Origin of the sequence: Chitinivorax sp. PXF-14 (genome assembly GCF_040812015.1) — a bacterium.
Taxonomy (GTDB): domain Bacteria; phylum Pseudomonadota; class Gammaproteobacteria; order Burkholderiales; family SCOH01; genus JBFNXJ01.
In genome coordinates this window covers 154,715-170,617 of sequence record NZ_JBFNXJ010000005.1, presented here as the reverse complement: position 1 = coordinate 170,617, position 15,903 = coordinate 154,715, and the positions used below count along the sequence as shown (strand labels likewise).

18 protein-coding genes are annotated in these 15,903 nt (G+C 67.4%); 11 read left to right on the top strand and 7 right to left on the bottom strand.

The window, feature by feature from the left end; all coding sequences use genetic code 11:
- Nucleotides 1-2: 2 nt before the first annotated feature.
- From ABWL39_RS08490 to ABWL39_RS08480, 3 genes are all read left to right on the top strand, one after another.
- Nucleotides 3-773, top strand: coding sequence for an N-acetylmuramoyl-L-alanine amidase (locus ABWL39_RS08490; RefSeq protein WP_367789027.1), 771 nt, complete (start codon nucleotides 3-5; stop codon nucleotides 771-773).
- Between the two features lie 76 nt (nucleotides 774-849).
- On the top strand, nucleotides 850-1,491 hold the full coding sequence (locus ABWL39_RS08485; RefSeq protein ID WP_367789025.1) for an alanyl-tRNA editing protein: 642 nt from the start codon (nucleotides 850-852) through the stop codon (nucleotides 1,489-1,491).
- 96 nt (nucleotides 1,492-1,587) lie between these two features.
- Entirely contained in the window at nucleotides 1,588-2,046 is a 459-nt protein-coding gene (locus ABWL39_RS08480; protein ID WP_367789022.1) for a DUF3592 domain-containing protein, read from the top strand.
- A 129-nt stretch (nucleotides 2,047-2,175) separates the two neighbouring features.
- On the opposite strand, the gene ABWL39_RS08475 is transcribed toward ABWL39_RS08480, so the two are convergent.
- Nucleotides 2,176-3,330: an iron-containing alcohol dehydrogenase gene (locus ABWL39_RS08475; RefSeq protein WP_367789020.1), complete on the bottom strand. Its 1,155-nt coding sequence runs from the start codon at nucleotides 3,328-3,330 to the stop codon at nucleotides 2,176-2,178.
- A gap of 236 nt (nucleotides 3,331-3,566) precedes the next feature.
- On the opposite strand from ABWL39_RS08475, the gene ABWL39_RS08470 reads away from it, so the two are divergent.
- From ABWL39_RS08470 to corA, 3 genes are read left to right on the top strand one after another with little or no spacing between them, the layout of a single operon-like run.
- Nucleotides 3,567-4,781, top strand: a complete 1,215-nt coding sequence (locus tag ABWL39_RS08470; protein ID WP_367789018.1) for a cation:proton antiporter — start codon at nucleotides 3,567-3,569, stop codon at nucleotides 4,779-4,781.
- A 3-nt stretch (nucleotides 4,782-4,784) separates the two neighbouring features.
- The gene (locus ABWL39_RS08465; RefSeq protein WP_367789016.1) at nucleotides 4,785-5,915 is read left to right on the top strand and encodes a YbdK family carboxylate-amine ligase; all 1,131 of its coding nucleotides are present in this window, start codon (nucleotides 4,785-4,787) and stop codon (nucleotides 5,913-5,915) included.
- Nucleotides 5,916-5,966: 51 nt separating this feature from the next.
- Nucleotides 5,967-6,938: a magnesium/cobalt transporter CorA gene (gene corA, locus ABWL39_RS08460; protein WP_367789014.1), complete on the top strand. Its 972-nt coding sequence runs from the start codon at nucleotides 5,967-5,969 to the stop codon at nucleotides 6,936-6,938.
- Nucleotides 6,939-6,945: 7 nt separating this feature from the next.
- Here corA and ABWL39_RS08455 read toward each other — a convergent pair whose 3' ends face one another.
- The 3 genes from ABWL39_RS08455 to ABWL39_RS08445 form a co-directional block, all read right to left on the bottom strand.
- Nucleotides 6,946-7,293 carry a protealysin inhibitor emfourin gene (locus ABWL39_RS08455; protein WP_367789012.1) on the bottom strand — a complete coding sequence of 116 codons (348 nt, stop codon included), beginning with the start codon at nucleotides 7,291-7,293 and terminating at the stop codon, nucleotides 6,946-6,948.
- A 49-nt stretch (nucleotides 7,294-7,342) separates the two neighbouring features.
- Complete coding sequence (locus ABWL39_RS08450) at nucleotides 7,343-8,413, bottom strand: M4 family metallopeptidase (RefSeq protein WP_367789010.1); 1,071 nt, start codon at nucleotides 8,411-8,413, stop codon at nucleotides 7,343-7,345.
- Between the two features lie 98 nt (nucleotides 8,414-8,511).
- Nucleotides 8,512-9,582 carry an AraC family transcriptional regulator gene (locus ABWL39_RS08445; RefSeq protein ID WP_367789008.1) on the bottom strand — a complete coding sequence of 357 codons (1,071 nt, stop codon included), beginning with the start codon at nucleotides 9,580-9,582 and terminating at the stop codon, nucleotides 8,512-8,514.
- A gap of 86 nt (nucleotides 9,583-9,668) precedes the next feature.
- On the opposite strand from ABWL39_RS08445, the gene ABWL39_RS08440 reads away from it, so the two are divergent.
- Nucleotides 9,669-10,160 carry an ester cyclase gene (locus ABWL39_RS08440; protein ID WP_367789006.1) on the top strand — a complete coding sequence of 164 codons (492 nt, stop codon included), beginning with the start codon at nucleotides 9,669-9,671 and terminating at the stop codon, nucleotides 10,158-10,160.
- Between the two features lie 16 nt (nucleotides 10,161-10,176).
- Complete coding sequence (locus tag ABWL39_RS08435) at nucleotides 10,177-10,845, top strand: hypothetical protein (RefSeq protein WP_367789004.1); 669 nt, start codon at nucleotides 10,177-10,179, stop codon at nucleotides 10,843-10,845.
- Nucleotides 10,846-10,966: 121 nt separating this feature from the next.
- Here ABWL39_RS08435 and nudK read toward each other — a convergent pair whose 3' ends face one another.
- Nucleotides 10,967-11,560, bottom strand: coding sequence for a GDP-mannose pyrophosphatase NudK (gene nudK, locus ABWL39_RS08430; RefSeq protein ID WP_367789002.1), 594 nt, complete (start codon nucleotides 11,558-11,560; stop codon nucleotides 10,967-10,969).
- Between the two features lie 176 nt (nucleotides 11,561-11,736).
- On the opposite strand from nudK, the gene ABWL39_RS08425 reads away from it, so the two are divergent.
- The gene (locus ABWL39_RS08425) at nucleotides 11,737-12,411 is read left to right on the top strand and encodes an META domain-containing protein (RefSeq protein ID WP_367789000.1); all 675 of its coding nucleotides are present in this window, start codon (nucleotides 11,737-11,739) and stop codon (nucleotides 12,409-12,411) included.
- 24 nt (nucleotides 12,412-12,435) lie between these two features.
- On the opposite strand, the gene ABWL39_RS08420 is transcribed toward ABWL39_RS08425, so the two are convergent.
- The gene (locus ABWL39_RS08420; protein WP_367788998.1) at nucleotides 12,436-13,182 is read right to left on the bottom strand and encodes a DUF2189 domain-containing protein; all 747 of its coding nucleotides are present in this window, start codon (nucleotides 13,180-13,182) and stop codon (nucleotides 12,436-12,438) included.
- A 358-nt stretch (nucleotides 13,183-13,540) separates the two neighbouring features.
- Here ABWL39_RS08420 and ABWL39_RS08415 point away from each other — a divergent pair, with 358 nt between their 5' ends.
- On the top strand, nucleotides 13,541-13,942 hold the full coding sequence (locus tag ABWL39_RS08415; RefSeq protein WP_367788996.1) for an AAA family ATPase: 402 nt from the start codon (nucleotides 13,541-13,543) through the stop codon (nucleotides 13,940-13,942).
- Entirely contained in the window at nucleotides 13,939-14,985 is a 1,047-nt protein-coding gene (locus ABWL39_RS08410) for a DUF4129 domain-containing protein (RefSeq protein ID WP_367788994.1), read from the top strand. The genes ABWL39_RS08415 and ABWL39_RS08410 overlap by 4 nt, the downstream gene beginning before the upstream one ends.
- Before the next feature lie 136 nt (nucleotides 14,986-15,121).
- Here ABWL39_RS08410 and ABWL39_RS08405 read toward each other — a convergent pair whose 3' ends face one another.
- Nucleotides 15,122-15,841: a substrate-binding periplasmic protein gene (locus tag ABWL39_RS08405; RefSeq protein ID WP_367788992.1), complete on the bottom strand. Its 720-nt coding sequence runs from the start codon at nucleotides 15,839-15,841 to the stop codon at nucleotides 15,122-15,124.
- Between the last annotated feature and the right edge of the window lie 62 nt (nucleotides 15,842-15,903).

Genomic DNA, 15,903 nt, shown 5'->3' with positions numbered 1-15,903 from the left:
GCATGGGCCGCGGCAAGCTCCGCGGGCTGATCGCGCTGCTGGCCTGGCTTGGGCTGCAGCCTGCGCTGGCCGGCGATGGCGCCACCATCATGCTCGACCCGGGCCACACGCCCAGGCAGCAGGGCGCGCTGGGCGTGCGCGGCGTGTACGAGGTGGTCTACAACGACCATTTCGCCGCCAAGCTAGCCGATGCGCTACGCGCGGCCTCGTTCACCGTCAGGCTGACGCGCGAGCCCGGCCAGTCGCTGAGCCTGACCGACCGCGCCACGATCGCCAACGACGAGCAGCCGGCGTTGTTCCTGGCGATCCACCACGACTCGGCTCAGCTGGCCTATCTGAAGAAGATCGAGCTGGCGAGCGGGGCTGCCTACCAGACCACGCGCCCGATCGGCGGCTATTCGATCTTCGTGTCGAAAGCCAACCCGGCCTTCCCCGATGCCTACCGCTTCGCCGAGCAACTCGGCCAGGCCCTGCTCGGCCTGGGGCGCCCGCCGACACCGCACCACGCGGAAGACATCGCGGGTGAACGGCGCGAATGGCTGAACGAGCGGCTCGGCATCTACCGTTTCGACGATCTCGTGGTGCTGCACAAGACCCGCGTGCCCGCCGTGCTGCTCGAAGTGGGGGTGATCGTCGATCCGGACGACGAGCGCTATGTATCGCAGGCGCACAATCAGGACGCCATGTGCCAGGCCATCGTTGACGCGGTGCGCGCCTACCTCGGGCAGGGCCACGCGGCGGCGAGCCCGCCGGCGGACGCCGCCCGGCCCTAGCAGGCTGGCCTGGAAGCGGCTGCAGGCAAGGTGTGTGGCCTGCCACCGCGCTTCGATTCCACACGCAGGATAGCTCATGACGCACAAGCAATTCTGGCTCGACCCGTATCAGACCCGGCTCGGCACCACCGTCAGCGATGTCGCGGGCACGCAGGTGTGGCTCGCTTCGACCATCTTCTTCGCCTTCTCGGGCGGGCAGGAGGGCGATCGCGGCAGCATCGCCGGCTTGCCGGTACTGGCGGCGCACAAGCGCGGACGGGACATCGTCTACACCCTGCCGGATGACCATGGGCTGGCGCCGGGCCAGTCCGTCGAGGTCGAGATCGACTGGGCGCGCCGCTATCGGCTGATGCGGCTGCATTTCGCGGCGGAGCTGGTGCTCGAGCTGATCGGCCGCACGCTGCCCGGCGTCGAAAAGATCGGCGCGCATATCGCCGAGGACAAGGCGCGCATCGATTTCGCCTGGCCGCAGAGCATTTCACCGCTGCTGCCCGCCATCGCCGACGAGGCAAACGCGATCATCGCATCGAAGCGCGAGGTGCGCAGCGCCTTCGAGGACGAGGCGAACGAGCGCCGCTACTGGGAGATCGACGGCTTCTCGCGCGTGCCCTGTGGCGGCACGCATGTGAAGGACACCGGCGAGATCGGCGCGATCCGGCTCAAGCGCAACAATATCGGGCGCGGCAAGGAGCGGGTGGACATCTACCTGTGCGATTGACCTTGCCATGCCGCTCGCCGCGTTGGTCCCCGCCGATACGCCGGCCCGCCTCGGGCGGGGCGCCCCCACGCTGACTAACCACCTCCAATCCTGACCATGCCCATCGCCGAAGTCATTCTCATCGCCGTGTTTGCCATCGTGCCGCTCGCCTTTGCGCTGCTGTCGCTGTCGCGCGCCTATCGCAGTGCCGGCTGGCCGACCGCAACGGGGACCATGACGCGTTCCAGGGTGCAGGTTTTCTCGCCGCTGACGAACGGCAGCAAGGTATCCAGCCGGTGGATGATGGAGATCGAATACCGCTACCAGGTTGGCGGCAAGGCCTATACTGGCTGGCGTGTGCATTTCGGCTCCGCACCCGGGCTCGCGTTCTCGCGCCGGCTGGTGGCGCGCTTTCCGCTGCACAGCAGCGTGGCCGTGCGCCATCACCCGGACCAGCCCGCGCTGTCGGTGCTGCTGCCGGGCGCATCGGGCTACGCCTGGTCGAGCCTGCTGCTGTCGCCCGCGTTCGCGCTGGTGGGAGAGATCGTGTACCAGATCGTCAGCCGCGCCGTGTGAGCGGCTGTCGCCCGCCGTGCCGTGCTCAAGGCCGGGGCGGAGCGGGCCGCTCGGGCCATGGGCGCCCGGCTGCGGGCCGCCGTACCGGGGACGCAATCCGGCAGGCCTGGGTGCCGGGACGGATACGGCTCAGCAGGCGCGTTCGAGCAGGCGAGTGAGCTCGTCGTCGTCGAGCACGATCGGGTTGCCCTTCATGCTGCTGGCCTGGCGCGCCTTGGCGACGGCCTCGGGGATGCGTGCCGGGGCGAGGCCGAACGAGGACAGCGCGGGCACCTGCAGCTCGCGACACAGCGCGTGTGCCCAGGCCACGCAAGCGTCGGCCTCTGCCGTGGCATCCCCGCTGACGAGGCGCGCCAGCTCCCCAAAGCGGGCTAGCACCGGGCTGTCCGGCGCACGTGCCCGCAGCGCCGCTAGGTTGGTATCGAGCACGACGGGCAACAGCCGCGCGCACAGCAGGCCGTGCGGCGCGTCGATCATGCCGCCCAAGGGGCCGGCAAAGCCATGTACCGCGCCGAGCTTCGCGTTGGCAAGCGCCAGGCCGCCGAACAGGCCGACCACGGCCATGTCCTCGCGCGCGGCCAGGTCGTCGCCGTCGCGGTAGGCGGCCGGCAGCGCCCGCGCGGCGCGCACGATCGCATCGCGGCACAGCGCGTCGGTCAGCGGGTTGGGCTGCTTGCACAGGAAGGGCTCGATCACGTGGGTCAGCGCATCGAGCCCGCTGCTGGCCGTTAGCGCGGGCGGCATCGAGCGCATCAGTTCGGGGTCGATCAAGGCCAGCCGCGGCAGCATGTGCGGGCTGCGCATGCTCACCTTGACGCCATGGGCCGGCGAGCCGAGCACCGCGTTGCGCGTGACTTCGGCGCCGGTGCCGGCGGTGGTCGGCACGGCGATGTAGGGCACGGCCGGGCAGGCGAGCGGCTGGGCGCGGCCGATCACCTCGAGGTAGTCGAACAGCGCGCCGCCGTTGCTGAGCATGGCGGCGATCACCTTGCCGACATCGAGGACGCTGCCGCCGCCGATGCCGATCACCATGTCGCACCGGGCATCGCGCGCCAGCCTCACGCCGTGCTCGGCCACATCGGTGGTCGGCTCGCCGCTGACCGCGAACGGCGTGACGGCCAGGCCCTGCGCCACCAGCGCGGCCGCGAGCCCGGCGTGGCGCTCGGGGCGGCTGCCGGTGGCGAGCATGACGCGGCGCCCAAGCCCGGCGGCGATGGCGGGCAGCTCGGCGGCCTGGCCGCTGCCGAATACGATGCGGGTAGCCGTGGCGAATTCGAATTGCATGGCGGGTTCTCGTGGCGGGCAGCCTGCAGCTTAGCCGAAAGCGCGCCGCGCCGCGTGGGTGGAACTAAATCGCCGCGATGGGGTTCAAACTAAAGATCAGGGACGTCAACCACCACGACACGCCTCTTCAATCCGCCCTGGTAGCGGCTTTCAGCCGCACAAGCAGAACGGGCCCCGCCGCTGGGCCGATGCGTTCATCCCACCATGAAACCAACAACAGCCTTGGGGGTGAAGTCATGCCTTTCGATTTGTTACCGGTGTTGAGCTGGCGGCCAAGCCCGGCCGAGGTCGGCGTGTTCGGCGTCGGCATCCTGCTTGCCGCCGGCGTGCTCGGCGCGGCCCTGAGCCACCGGCTGCTGCATCTGCCTCTGTTGACCGGCTATATGCTGACCGGGCTGCTGGTCGGGCCCGCGGGCATCAATCTGCTCGATTTCGGCGCGCTGGCCGACCTGCGTTTCGTCGTCGACATCGCGCTCGGCCTGATCCTGTTCGAGCTGGGCCGGCGCATCGACCTGGCCTGGCTGCTGCGCGAACGCTGGCTGCTGGCGACCGGCGTGCTCACTGGCGGCGCTGTGTTCGCCGCGCTGTTCTGCGGCCTGCGCTATCTTGGTTTTGACGGCCCGCCGGCCGCCATGGTCGCCGTGCTCGGCATGACGACCTCGCCCGCCATCGCGCTGATGTTGGTGCGCGAGCTGCGCGCCGAGGGGCAGGTGACCGAGCGCATGCTGCACCTGACTGCGATCGGCAACGCGCTGGCCATCGTGCTGTTCACCATCGGCACTTCGTGGTGGCACCTGGAAAACCAGGCTGACTGGGCGCAGTGGCTGCTGTCGCCGCTCTACCGCCTGTTCGGCGCGGTGCTGCTGGGCTGGGCCGGGGCCCATGTGATGGCTGCCGTGCTGCCCTACCTGCCGGACCGGCGCGGCCTGCTGGCCGCCTTCGTGCTGGCCGTGGTGGCGCTGCTGGTGGCGCTGGGCAGCATGCTCGGCGTGTCGTCGCTGATCGCGCTGCTGTTTCTCGGCGTCGCCACGCAGAGCGGCCGTGCCAGGCTGCCCTTGGCCGAGGCCGACATCCACCCGCTCGACACCTTGTTGTGCGTGATGCTGTTCGTGTATGCCGGAGCGCAGCTCACGCTTTACTACCTGAGCGAATACTGGTGGCTGGCGCTGGCTTTCGTCGCCCTGCGCAGCCTGGTGGCTGTGACGCTGACCACCGCCCTGGCGCGCTTCAACGGCATCAGCTGGCGCAAGGGGGCGTGCCTCGGGCTGAGCCTGTTCCCGCTTTCGGGCGTGGTGACGATCGTGCTGCTCAGCGCGGCGGGCGACTACCCGAATTTCGGCCCGCAGCTGTCGGCGATGATGGTGTCGGCCCTGGTCTTCGTCGAGCTGCTCGGGCCGCTGGTGATGCGGCGGGCGCTGGTGCTCAGCGACGAGTTGCCCGGGGGGAGGTAAGCCATGCTCGATTTCAAGCCATCCAAACCACTGACGTTCGGCATCGAGCTCGAGCTGCAGATCGTCAATCGGCGCGACTACAACCTGACGCGTGGCGCGCGCGACCTGCTGGCGCTGATCGAGCGCCGCAACAAGGGCTATGACATCAAGCCCGAGATCACCGAGAGCATGCTCGAGATCGCCTCCGGGGTGCACGAGAGCCACCGCGAGATGCTGGCCGAGCTGATCGCCATCCGCGACATCGTGCTGGGCGCCGCCGACAAGCTCAACCTCGGCATCGGCGGCGGCGGCGCGCACCCGTTCCAGCACTGGGCGGACCGCGCGATCTACCCGAAAGAGCGCTATCTGCTGGTATCCGAGCTTTACGGCTACCTGGCCAAGCAGTTCACCGTCTACGGCCAGCACATCCACATCGGCGTGCCCGACGGCGATGCGGCGGTGAGGCTGACCCACCTGCTGGCGCGCTACATGCCGCACTTCATCGCGCTGTCGTGCTCGTCGCCGTTCTACCAGGGGGTCGACACGCTGTTCCATTCGTCGCGGCTCACCAGCATCAACGCCTTTCCGCTGTCGGGCTGCATGCCGATGGTGGCGTCGTGGCAGGCATTCGAAGACTACTTCGGCAAGATGAGCGGTTATGGCATCGTCGCCAGCATGAAGGACTTCTACTGGGACATCCGCCCCAAACCCGAATACGGCACGGTGGAAATCCGCGTGTGCGACACGCCGCTGCAGCTCGAAACGGCCGTGGCGATCGCTGCCTATGCCCGCACGCTGGCCGGCTACTTCCTCGCGCACCCCGAGATCGCGCCGCACCCCGACACCTACCAGACCTATGCCTTCAACCGCTTCCAGGCTTGCCGCTTCGGCCTGGCGGGCACGCTCTGCGACGTCGAGACGCTGGCCAGGCCCGAGCTGCGGCAGGACTTGCTGGCGACGTTCGACAGGCTGTCGGAGACGGCGCGGGAGCTCGGCACCGTCGATGCGCTCGCCTACCTGCGCGGTCGGGCGGTGCGCATGGCGACCGATGCCGCCTGGCTGCGCGAGCGCTTCGCCACGAGCCAGTCGCTGAGCGACGTGGTGCGCCTGCAGTGCGAGGCCTGGCGCAGCGCGAATACCGAGTGGGTGGTATGACGGCAGCCGCCGTCATATGATGGCGGCGATTCAGCCAGGAAACCCGCCACCATGCTCATCAACTGTGCCGCCTATCAGGACGGCAACAAGCTCGCCGACATCCGCAAGCCCGATATCAGCGACTACGTCGGCCAGCCTTACTGTTTCGTCTGGGTCGCGCTGCGCGACCCGGAGCCCTACGAGCTCGAAGAGATGCGCGAGGAGTTCGGCCTGCACGAGCTCGCCGTGGAGGATGCGCGCAAGGGCCACCAGCGGCCCAAGATCGAGGAATACGGCAATATGCTGTTCGTCGTGCTGCACCTGCTGGAGATGGACGACGCGGGCGAGATCAGCGTCGGCGAAGTCTGCGTGTTTGCCGGCCCCAACTACGTGCTGTCGGTGCGCAGCCGCTCCAACCTGGGCTTCCTCAATGTGCGTACGCGCTGCGAACGCGAGCCGCACCTGCTGCTGCACGGCTCGGGCTTCGTGCTGTACGCGCTGATGGATGCGGTGGTCGACCGCTACTTCCCGATCATCGACAAGCTCGAAGAACAGCTCGAACGCATCGAGGCGCGCATCTTCAGCAAGGGCTCCTCGACGCGCGTCAACATCGAGGAGCTGTACGACCTCAAGCGCAAGCTGATGACCGTGCAGCACAGCGTCGCGCCCCTGCTGGAGGCCACCTCGCGGCTCTATGGCGGCCGCGTGCCGCAGGTCTGCGTCAAGCTGCAGGAATACTACCGCGACGTATACGACCACCTCGAACGCATCTCGAAGCACATCGAGGCGATCCGCGACATGCTCAACACTGCGATCCAGGTCAACCTGTCGATGATCTCGCTCGACGATTCGGCCATCACCAAGAAGCTCGCCGCCTGGGGCGCGCTGTTCGCGGTGCCGACGATGATCGCCGGCATCTACGGCATGAATTTCGACAAGATGCCCGAGCTCAAATGGGCCTACGGCTACCCGGCTGCCGTGCTGCTGATGATGGTGCTGGATGTGCTGCTGTGGCGCCGCTTCAAGCAGGCCGGGTGGCTGTAGCGAAGGCTCAACTGCTGTGCGCGGCCGCCAGACTGCGGATGAGTTCGAGCAGGTGGGCCAGCGGCGGCGTCAGGGTCAGATCGTTGAACTCGACCTTCAGCTGCCGTCCGTTGAGCTCCACGTCGAGCGCATAGGTCTTGTAGTCCGCCCCCTTGCCTGGGATCGGCGCGCGCGCGGGCAGCTCGGCGAGCCCCGCCGCTTCGACGGCGGCCAGCAGGGCCACGCGCCCGGCCGCGTCGAGCTGGTCGCCGGACAGGCGGGTGACGACATTGTTCAAGCCTGGGATGAAGGCCAGGCCGCCTTTTTCAGCCAGCGAGAGCGCTAGTTGGCAGGGCTTGTCCGTATCGCTTCCCATCTTCCCTCCCGTGAGGCCGCCGCGGTGGTGGCCGCGGCGGCGCCCGGCATCAGGTCCTGACGCCAACTTCCTTCCATGCATCACCGACAGCCTTGGCTTCGGAGCTGGTTGCGCCGTAGAGGCGGCCGGCAACCGATACGGTCAGCTTGGCGAAGCGCGAGAAACCGGCATTCGGCCGCAGGCGCGCGTCCTTCAGTGTTTCGTACCAGATGCGGCCGGCCTTTTCCCAAGCGTAGCCACCGAGCTTGGTGGCGGCAAGGTAGAAGGCGTGATTGGGGATGCCCGAATTGATGTGCACGCCGCCGTTGTCCTCGAAGGTGCGCACCAGGTTGCGCATGTGAGCGGGTTGCGGGTCCTTGCCCAGCGTCGGGTCGTCATAGGCCGTGCCCGGTGCCGCCATCGAGCGCAGCGCCTTGCCTTGGATGCGGCTGGTGAACAGCCCCGCACCGATCAGCCAGTCGGCCTTGTCGGCGGTCTGCTTGAGCTGGAACTGCTTGATCAGCGAGCCGAACACGTCCGACACCGACTCGTTGAGCGCGCCGGGCTGGAACTGGTAGATCAGGCCGGCTTCGTCCTGCGTCACGCCGTGCGTCAGCTCATGGCCGATGACATCGAGACACTTGGTGAAGCGTTCGAAGATGGCGCCGTCGCCGTCGCCGAACACCATCTGTTCGCCGTTCCAGAAGGCGTTGTTGTACTTGCTGCCATAGTGGATGGTGGCGTTCAGCGGCATGCCTTCATCGTCGATCGAATGGCGGGCGAAGTTTTCCCAGTAGAAGTCATAGGTCGAGCCCAAGCCGTCATAGGCTTCGTTGGCGGCCACGTCGCTGCTCGGCGTACTGCCTTCCTTGCGCATGATTTCGCCGGGCAGGTCCTGGTGGCCGTTGGCGCTGTAGATGGTGCGCTGCTTGCTGCCTTCCTCCGCGCCCAGGCGGGCGATGTGCGGCCGGCCGGTGGGGATGCCGCCGGCAAGACGCAGGCTGCGGAAGGTGCTGTCGAGCGACAGGGTTCTCAGCGCGGCCTCGCGTTCTGGCTGTTGCGCCGAGTTCGTGGCGATGGCCCGCAGGATATGGGGCGGCAGGATGCAGAAGATGGAGTGGCGATGAACACGTGTGCACATGATGCGACCTCCTGTGATGATAGGCATGGCCGGGGATTTGCTATCCAGATCAGCATATTGCGGCCAGACTAACGAATCACTTACATATTCTGGAATCGCTATGCGTTGCCACCGTTGCGGCGGTATTCGCCCGGCGTGCAGCCCGCCCAGCGTTTGAAGGCGCGCTGGAAAGCGCTCTGTTCGGAGAAGCCCAGCAGATAGGCGATGTCGACCAGGCTCAGGGCGGGCTTGGCCAGGTAGTCCCGCGCCAGCTCGTGGCGCAGCCGGTCGGCCAGCTCGCGGAAATTCAGGCCGTGCTCGGCCAGACGGTGGCGCAGCTCGCGCGGTGCCATGCCGATGGCGGCGGCAATGCCGGCGAGCTCGGGCACCTGGCCTTCGAACGAGCGCACGATGGTGCGCTCGCAATCGGCCAGCCAGGCCGGGCTGCGCTCGGCCTGCAGGCGCTGCAGCAGCTGCGCGCACAGCGCGTCCATCATCTGCGCCACCTGGGCATTGGCCTGCGGGAGGGCGCGGTCGAGATAGCGCGCCGGAAAGGCCACGGCCGTATCCTCGGCGGCAAAGCGCAGCGGGCAGCGGAACAGCGCCTCGTAGGCGGCCAGCCCGGCCGGCGCCGGGTGGCGGAACGATACCCAGTCCGGCGCGATGCTGTCGTCGCCGAGCATCCAGCGGGCGAGGGTGATCCAGGCCGCCATGCTCTGCTCGTCGATGCGGCGGCCGTCTTCATGCGTCAGCGGCAGATTGCTGCGCCAGTAGCGCACGATGGTATCGCCATCCTGCTTGATTTCGTTGCGATAGGCATCGAGTACCAGCGAGGAATAGCGCATCGAGCGCCGCATCAGCTCGCGCGCGTTGCCGCAGCTGATCAGGCTGAAGCCGTGCGGGCCGTAGTAGCCGGGCTTGATCGACTGGCCCAGGTGCAGGCCCAGCGAGGGGTCGTCGAGTTCCTGGGCAAGCCAGCCGCAGAGCTTGAGAAAGGTGTCGAAATCGAGCCGGCCATCGGCGTCGCCGAGCAATGCCGGGTCTGCACCCACCGCGAGCCACAGCCGCTCGGCGGCGAGGCCGCGTTCGGCCGCGTAGTCGAGCAGCAGGCGCACGTAGTGCATCGCGACACCGTAGCGTGTCGCTGCGGTCAATCGGCTTGTCGGTGTCGTCAATACGGTATCGGTCATCTATCCGAGAATGCGGGCGTTGTCGGGCTGCAGGCCCATTTTGACCAATTACCGAGGCTGCCCGCAAGCTGCGGGCGGGACTGACCATGACCATCCAGATCGATCTGCGCAACCGGCGCGAAGCCATCGTGCGCGCCCACATGGCCGATGAGAACTTGCTCGATTTCGAGAGCGTGTTATCGACCTTTCCGCATCCGCATTACGAAATCGTCGCCACCGGAGAGGTGTACGACGGCCACGACGCCGTCAACGGCTATTACCGCGACTCGCGCCGGGCCTTCCCGGATCAGCGCAACGAGCTGATCTCGCTGCGCCATACCGACGATGCGGTCGTCGTCGAATTCACGCTGTCCGGCACGCAGCACGGCGCCTACCACGGGCTGCCGGCCACCGGCCAGACCTTCGTGTGCCGCATGACGGCCTTCTTTATCTTCGAGGGCGAGCGGCTCGTCTGCGAGCGCGTGTATTTCGACGCGCTGACGCTGCTCAGGCAGCTGCTGCGCGGCGTCAGCCTGCGCCGGCCGGCAAGCCTGCTGCTATTGTTGAGAATGCTGCGCGGCCTGAAGCAGCTCAAATAATCACAAGGGAGACACCATGCTGGCGGGACATTACTCGGCGAGCTTCGCCGCCAAGACACTGGCGCCGCGCCTGCCGTGGTGGGCCGTGCTGCTGGCGGCGCAGGCCGTCGACATCGTGCTCGACGTGCTGCTGCTGTTCGGCATCGAGCGCGTGTCGCTCGATTTCTCGCTGCCCAGCAACCCGCTGGTCATCGAATACGTGCCCTTCACCCACAGTTTGCTCGGCAACGCGGGCTGGGCGGTGCTCGCCTATTTCGTCACGATGCGCTGCCTGCAGAACCGGCGCGCGGCCTTCATCGTCAGCCTCACCGTGCTGTCGCACTGGTTCCTCGATGTGATCATCCATCGCCCTGACATGACGCTGCACGGTGCCGAGCCGCGGCTCGGCACCAGCCTGTGGAACTATCCGGCGTTCGCCAACGGGCTCGAGCTGTCGCTGCTGGTGCTGGGCCTGCTCGGCTACCTGGCCGTGGCGCGGCCGACACGGCGCGAGGCGCGGGCAGCCTGGCTGTTGACGCTGCTGCTGGTGGCGACGCAGGTGTACGCGATCGTCGCGCCGCCGCCACCGACGACCACGGCGATGGCCGTGTCGCTGTTTGCCTCGTATCTGTCCGCCGCCGGCATCGCGGCCTGGCTCGAACGCCGCGCCTGCACCGCCGACCAGCGCGACGGGCTGGCGTTATGAACGCCACCGCCCAGCTTTGCCCGACTCTCGCCGCATCGCCGGAGTGAGCCATGGGCGCGGCCTGCAGCCAGGCTACAGGCCGCGCCGGTGTTGGCCCGCAGGCTGAGCCCGGGCGCCCGGCTCAGCCCAGCAGCCCGTGCAGCTTGGCGTACTGCAGCAGCATGATGGTCTTGCCGTCGACGATCTCGCCGCGCTCGATCATCGCCAGCGCCTCGTCCAGCTTGAGTTCGAGCACCTCGATGTCCTCGCCTTCGTGCTCGATGCCGCCGCCGGACTCGACCTTGTCCGTAGGCTCGTATTCCCCCACGAAGAAGTGGATGCGCTCGGTGACCGCGCCCGGGCTCATGAACGACTCGAACACCTTGCGCACATGGCGCACGCGGTAGCCGGTTTCCTCCTCGGTCTCGCGACGGATGCAGGTTTCCGGGTCGTCGGCGTCGAGCAGGCCAGCGCAGGTCTCGATCAGCATGCCGTGGTAGTCGTTGAGATAGGTCGGCAGGCGGAACTGGCGGATCAACACCACCGACTGGCGCTCGCGGTTGTAGAGCAGGATGGTGGCGCCGTTGCCGCGGTCGTACACCTCGCGCATCTGGCGCTGCCAGCTGCCGTCGCTGCGGCGGTAATCGATGGTGTACTTGCGCAGGAAATACCAGTTGTCGGAAAGCAGCTGCACGTCGCGGATCTCGACGTCGGGTTTGGCGGGGTTATGCGGCATGGGTGGTCCGGAAAACGATGGCGACGGCTGCCATGATAATGCAAGCGGCATTGTGATCATGTGGCGATGTGCTGCGCGGCCGGGCGGCCGGTTGTCGCGCGTCCGTCCGGCTGGCTGTCATTGCTCAAGCCGGGCTGGCTGCTAGACTGCAAAGCGAGCTACAGGAGGGATGCATCATGACGATCAAGCTGATGGCGCTGCTTGCCATGGCCGCCGCCACGGCCGCCCAGGCGCAGGAAGGCAAATTGGTGGACTACCGCTGCGCGCAGCCGCCCAATATCCAGGTGCTGTTCGCCGTTGACGGCCAGCACGCCACCTTGCGCCTGCCGGGCGGGCGCGACGTGGTGCTGCCCGCGCGACCGGCCGGGTCCGGCTTTCATTACGGCAACAGCCGGTACAGCCTGCGCGGCAAGGAGGATGAACTGCGCTGGACGCGCGGCAAGGGCGACCCGGTCGAGTGCCGCGCCGCCATCGGCGAAAGCCGCGACACGCAGGCAGCTTGGCGCTTGAAGGATACCTACTGGCGTCTGCGCGAGGTCGGCGGCCAGCCTTTCCTGCCCGCCTCGGGTCAGCGTGAGCCACACCTGGTGCTGGCCAGCAAGGAGCAGCGCATGCACGGCTTTGCCGGCTGCAACCGCATGCTCGGCGGCTACGAGCAAGAGGCCGACAGCCTGCGCTTCGCCCATGTTGCTACTACCATGATGGCTTGCGTCAACGGCATGGACACCGAAACCGCGTTCACCCATGCGCTGGAACGGACGGCACGCTACCGCATCGACGGCGACCTGCTCACGCTGATCGACGCCGAGGGCGCGACCACGGCCATTTTGCAGGCCACCGCGCTGCGCTAGCGGCGATTACCGGCCTGCGGGCGCTCATGCCGGCGGCGGATAGATGTCGCGGTAGCATGCCTCGCTGCCGTAGGCGAGCACCGGCAGCGTGACGAGAAACAGCAGCGGCACGATGAATGACACCAGCACCACCAGCGTCAGCACGATGGCCCAGCCGAACATCGCCAGCGGGTTGCCGAATATCGCCCGCACGCTGCAGCCCACGGCCAGCGGCAGGCTCAGCCGCGACTCGAACAGCAAGGGCACCGACAGTGCGTTGACCGAAAAGATGATCAGGCCCACCAGCAGCCACATCAGCGTGGCGAACACGGAGAAGGCCGGCCAGGTGCGCTCGAAGCCGAACTGCGGCAACAGCCCGGGGTGGGACGAGCCGAAGTACAGGCCGTAGAGAATCGCCGCATCGGTCATCCAGATCAGCCACAGGAAGCCGCTGAAGATCGCCAGCACCCACAACTCCGCATGCCCGCGCCACGCCTGCAGCGCCTCGCCCAGGCCGGGGCGCTGCCCCGCGCGCCGCGCGGCGGACAGGCGGTAAAACCCGGTCGCCGCCACCGGCCCCACCAGCATGAAGCTCATCGCCAGCGGGTAGAGCATCGGCAGCAGATCGAAACGCCACGCCATGGCACTGCCAAACAGGCCGGCCAGTACGAACAGCGCCGCATAGGCCGAGCTGACCGCCGGCTGGGCGAGATAGCTGCGCCAACCCGCCACCAGCCAGGCGCGGGGCGCCAGCGGAGGGACGGCAAGGGGGCGTAGCGGCGAAGTGGTCATGGTGCGCCTATCGGTCAAAACGTTATCGTGGCAAGGTTGCGGCGGCGCGCCATTGACGCGGGTCAAGCGGCTGGCCGACACCGTGAGCGGGTGGGCAATGATACGCCAGGCGGCCAGGACGGTTGCCGTTTCTGCCGCTCGCGGTGCGGCTGGCGCGGTGGGCCGCATGCAGCTTCATGCAACGTAGCACAGCTTGGCGACCGCTGCCGTCCGCGTTTGGCAAGCCGGGGTGCCGGCCTGCCGGTGGCTGTCTGCCCGCAGCGGGCCGAATTAGAGTGTGCCGACTTAAAGTGGGCCCGGCGCGAAGAGAACGGGGACGTTGAGCGGCCCCTCGGTCGCCAAAGGGCGCGATTGTCTGGTGAGCCGCGATTTCCAATCCGGCATAATATGCGTCGATTTTGCCGTCGGCACCTGCGCCAAGCTAGTCTTCGCGCGTCCGCACGGCCTGGTGCCGCTGCCAGATATTGCCATGGGGAACCGATTCTTCGCCCGTCTGCACGTCGGCTACCCGACGCAGGACGAGGAGTTGCGGATACTGGCGGCGCAGGCGCAGACCCATCCAATCTATACCCTGGCCGCCGTCATCGGTGAACGCGACATCCTTGCCGCGCGGGAGGCCGTGAAGGCCGTCCACATTCACGCCGATGTGGCGCGCTACATCACCGCCATTGCCGCCGCGACCCGCGACCATGCCGATCTGCGGCTCGGCGTAGCCCGCGGGGAACGCTGGCGCTCGCCAAGGGCGCGCAGAACTGCGTGACGACGACACGCCGGCAGTTGCACATGGGACGGCTGGTGTCCGTCGTCATGGTGATTTTTGCGGCCTCGCATGATCGCGCCGACTGGACCATGCTGTTCTACCTCGTGCCCTACGTGGTCGCCGTGGTGTTTACGCTGGTGTCGGAGCAGATCGGCCGCCGGGCGCAGCATGTTCGGGCCGGCAGCCTGAAAGACACCGGGCTGGCGGGCCAGGGGGCGGCGGCCACCGTCGCCACGGTCATGATTCTGGCCCTGGCGGGCTTGTTGTATGCGCTTACCCCGCAAGCCAGCTGGCCCTATCTCGCATCGAAATACGGCCAGAAGAGTGTGTTGGGCAGGCTCGACGAGTCGGATTTCGCCGACGCTTCACGGCAGGGTGGGGCAGGCAGCGGCGACGGCAATGCATCGCAGCGGGATGGCGGGAACGAATGGGATGAGGCGCTTTCCCCGTGGAGAGGATGGCCGACGCCAGGCGGGATGCGCGAGGCCGCCACGAAAAAAGGGATGCCCGTATGGCAGTCCAGCGCGATCCGTCGCATGGCGGACATCAGCGACACGCTCGAGCCAGCGTGGGCCTCTGTCTCCGCGACGCTCGCCGATCAGCTGAAGCGCATGGGGCAGTGGCTGAAGGACAACCTGGAGGCGATACTCCGGTCGCTGTTCGCGCTGTTGCTCATTCTGCTGGCTGCGGGCATGGTGGCCATGTTCCGTGACATACGGACGGCTGCCTGGCTGCGGACGCGATTCGATTACCTGTACATCGCCAGGCTCAAGCGACATGCGGCGGGGCGCCGTGGCGCAATCCAGTTTTATCGCGCAATGGAGCGGCTTTTTGCCTTGCACGATGCACCCCGCGCCAAGACGGCGAATACCCGCGAGTTCCTGAGCCAGGCAGTCTCCAGCCGGCGCCCGATGCAGGCGGCTGCGACAGAGCTGACCTTGCTGTTCGAGCGTTTCCGCTATGGCGTAGCCGAGCCCGATGCCCGTCAGCTGGCGAGAATGCGTGAGCTATACGCAGAGTTGTTCCGCAAGGCGGGTGAATAGCGGCGTGGCTCTCGGGGGGCGCGGCGGCACGGGCATTCGTGCGAATCCGGACACCAGTTCAACGCCAATACTCTTGTTGACCGGCTGTGGCGCATCCCGGCCTACCCTGCACGCGGCTGACGGCGACGCGATCAGCTTAGTCGTCGTCGTAGCGCGCTGCGATCCGGCGGGCGCTGCCGTCCGCCTGCATGGCGCGGATTTCCTCGGCGAGCCTTGCCACCACGCGCTCGTCGCAGGTTTTCGAGCAGGCCAGGTACTGGTCGCTGGAGCCGAGCGGGGCACCCATCGGGGCTGTCGGCTTGCCGAGTTGCTTGAACAGCACCTGGGATTCGAGCACCAGGTTGTACCAGGCGTCGACCCGGCCGGCCAGCAGCATCCGGGGCGCGGAGAGGCCCTGGTTGACCACGACGATCTGATCGCGGCTAAAACCATGTTCGAGCAGGATATCGAGCCCGGCGCTGCCGCGCGATACGGCGATCGCGTGAAATTGCTGCCGCGCGTCGTCGAAGCTGTCCGCACGTTGCCCGAGGCTGAAGAAGGCACGGCTGACGCGCGCAACCGGGGCGATCCAGGTGTATTTGTCCTCGCGTTCCTTGAGGCGTGCGAGCGGGATGATGAGCGCGTTGTCCTTGTTCTGGACATTGGCCATCGCGCGCGGGCTGGGTTCGACGATCAGCCTGGGCTCGATGCCGGCGCGTTTCATCGCTTCAAGCACGACGTCGCCGACGATACCCTTGCGGTCGGGCGAATTGATCGTCAGCGGCGGCACTTCCATCAGGTACAGCGGCAGCTCAGCCGCCGTGGCGGCCGACGCCAGCATCGTCAGGGCCAGTGTGGACAGGGTGAATCTCGACATCGGGCAGCCCGGTTGTTCTGTGAGTGGATCCCCTCGGCAAACCCGCCGGCGATCGTGCCGGT

Bases quoted from the DNA above. Each gene is read 5' to 3' on its own strand.
- ABWL39_RS08475 (WP_367789020.1), bottom strand. From the start codon at position 3,330: ATGCAATTCGAATTCGCCACGGCTACCCGCATCGTATTCGGCAGCGGC.
- ABWL39_RS08470 (WP_367789018.1), top strand. From the start codon at position 3,567: ATGCCTTTCGATTTGTTACCGGTGTTGAGCTGGCGGCCAAGCCCGGCC.
- ABWL39_RS08435 (WP_367789004.1), top strand. From the start codon at position 10,177: ATGCTGGCGGGACATTACTCGGCGAGCTTCGCCGCCAAGACACTGGCG.
- ABWL39_RS08420 (WP_367788998.1), bottom strand. From the start codon at position 13,182: ATGACCACTTCGCCGCTACGCCCCCTTGCCGTCCCTCCGCTGGCGCCC.
- ABWL39_RS08455 (WP_367789012.1), bottom strand. From the start codon at position 7,293: ATGGGAAGCGATACGGACAAGCCCTGCCAACTAGCGCTCTCGCTGGCT.
- nudK (WP_367789002.1), bottom strand. From the start codon at position 11,560: ATGCCGCATAACCCCGCCAAACCCGACGTCGAGATCCGCGACGTGCAG.
- ABWL39_RS08480 (WP_367789022.1), top strand. From the start codon at position 1,588: ATGCCCATCGCCGAAGTCATTCTCATCGCCGTGTTTGCCATCGTGCCG.
- ABWL39_RS08450 (WP_367789010.1), bottom strand. From the start codon at position 8,413: ATGTGCACACGTGTTCATCGCCACTCCATCTTCTGCATCCTGCCGCCC.
- ABWL39_RS08485 (WP_367789025.1), top strand. From the start codon at position 850: ATGACGCACAAGCAATTCTGGCTCGACCCGTATCAGACCCGGCTCGGC.
- ABWL39_RS08405 (WP_367788992.1), bottom strand. From the start codon at position 15,841: ATGTCGAGATTCACCCTGTCCACACTGGCCCTGACGATGCTGGCGTCG.
- ABWL39_RS08425 (WP_367789000.1), top strand. From the start codon at position 11,737: ATGACGATCAAGCTGATGGCGCTGCTTGCCATGGCCGCCGCCACGGCC.
- ABWL39_RS08465 (WP_367789016.1), top strand. From the start codon at position 4,785: ATGCTCGATTTCAAGCCATCCAAACCACTGACGTTCGGCATCGAGCTC.
- corA (WP_367789014.1), top strand. From the start codon at position 5,967: ATGCTCATCAACTGTGCCGCCTATCAGGACGGCAACAAGCTCGCCGAC.
- ABWL39_RS08445 (WP_367789008.1), bottom strand. From the start codon at position 9,582: ATGACCGATACCGTATTGACGACACCGACAAGCCGATTGACCGCAGCG.
- ABWL39_RS08440 (WP_367789006.1), top strand. From the start codon at position 9,669: ATGACCATCCAGATCGATCTGCGCAACCGGCGCGAAGCCATCGTGCGC.
- ABWL39_RS08490 (WP_367789027.1), top strand. From the start codon at position 3: ATGGGCCGCGGCAAGCTCCGCGGGCTGATCGCGCTGCTGGCCTGGCTT.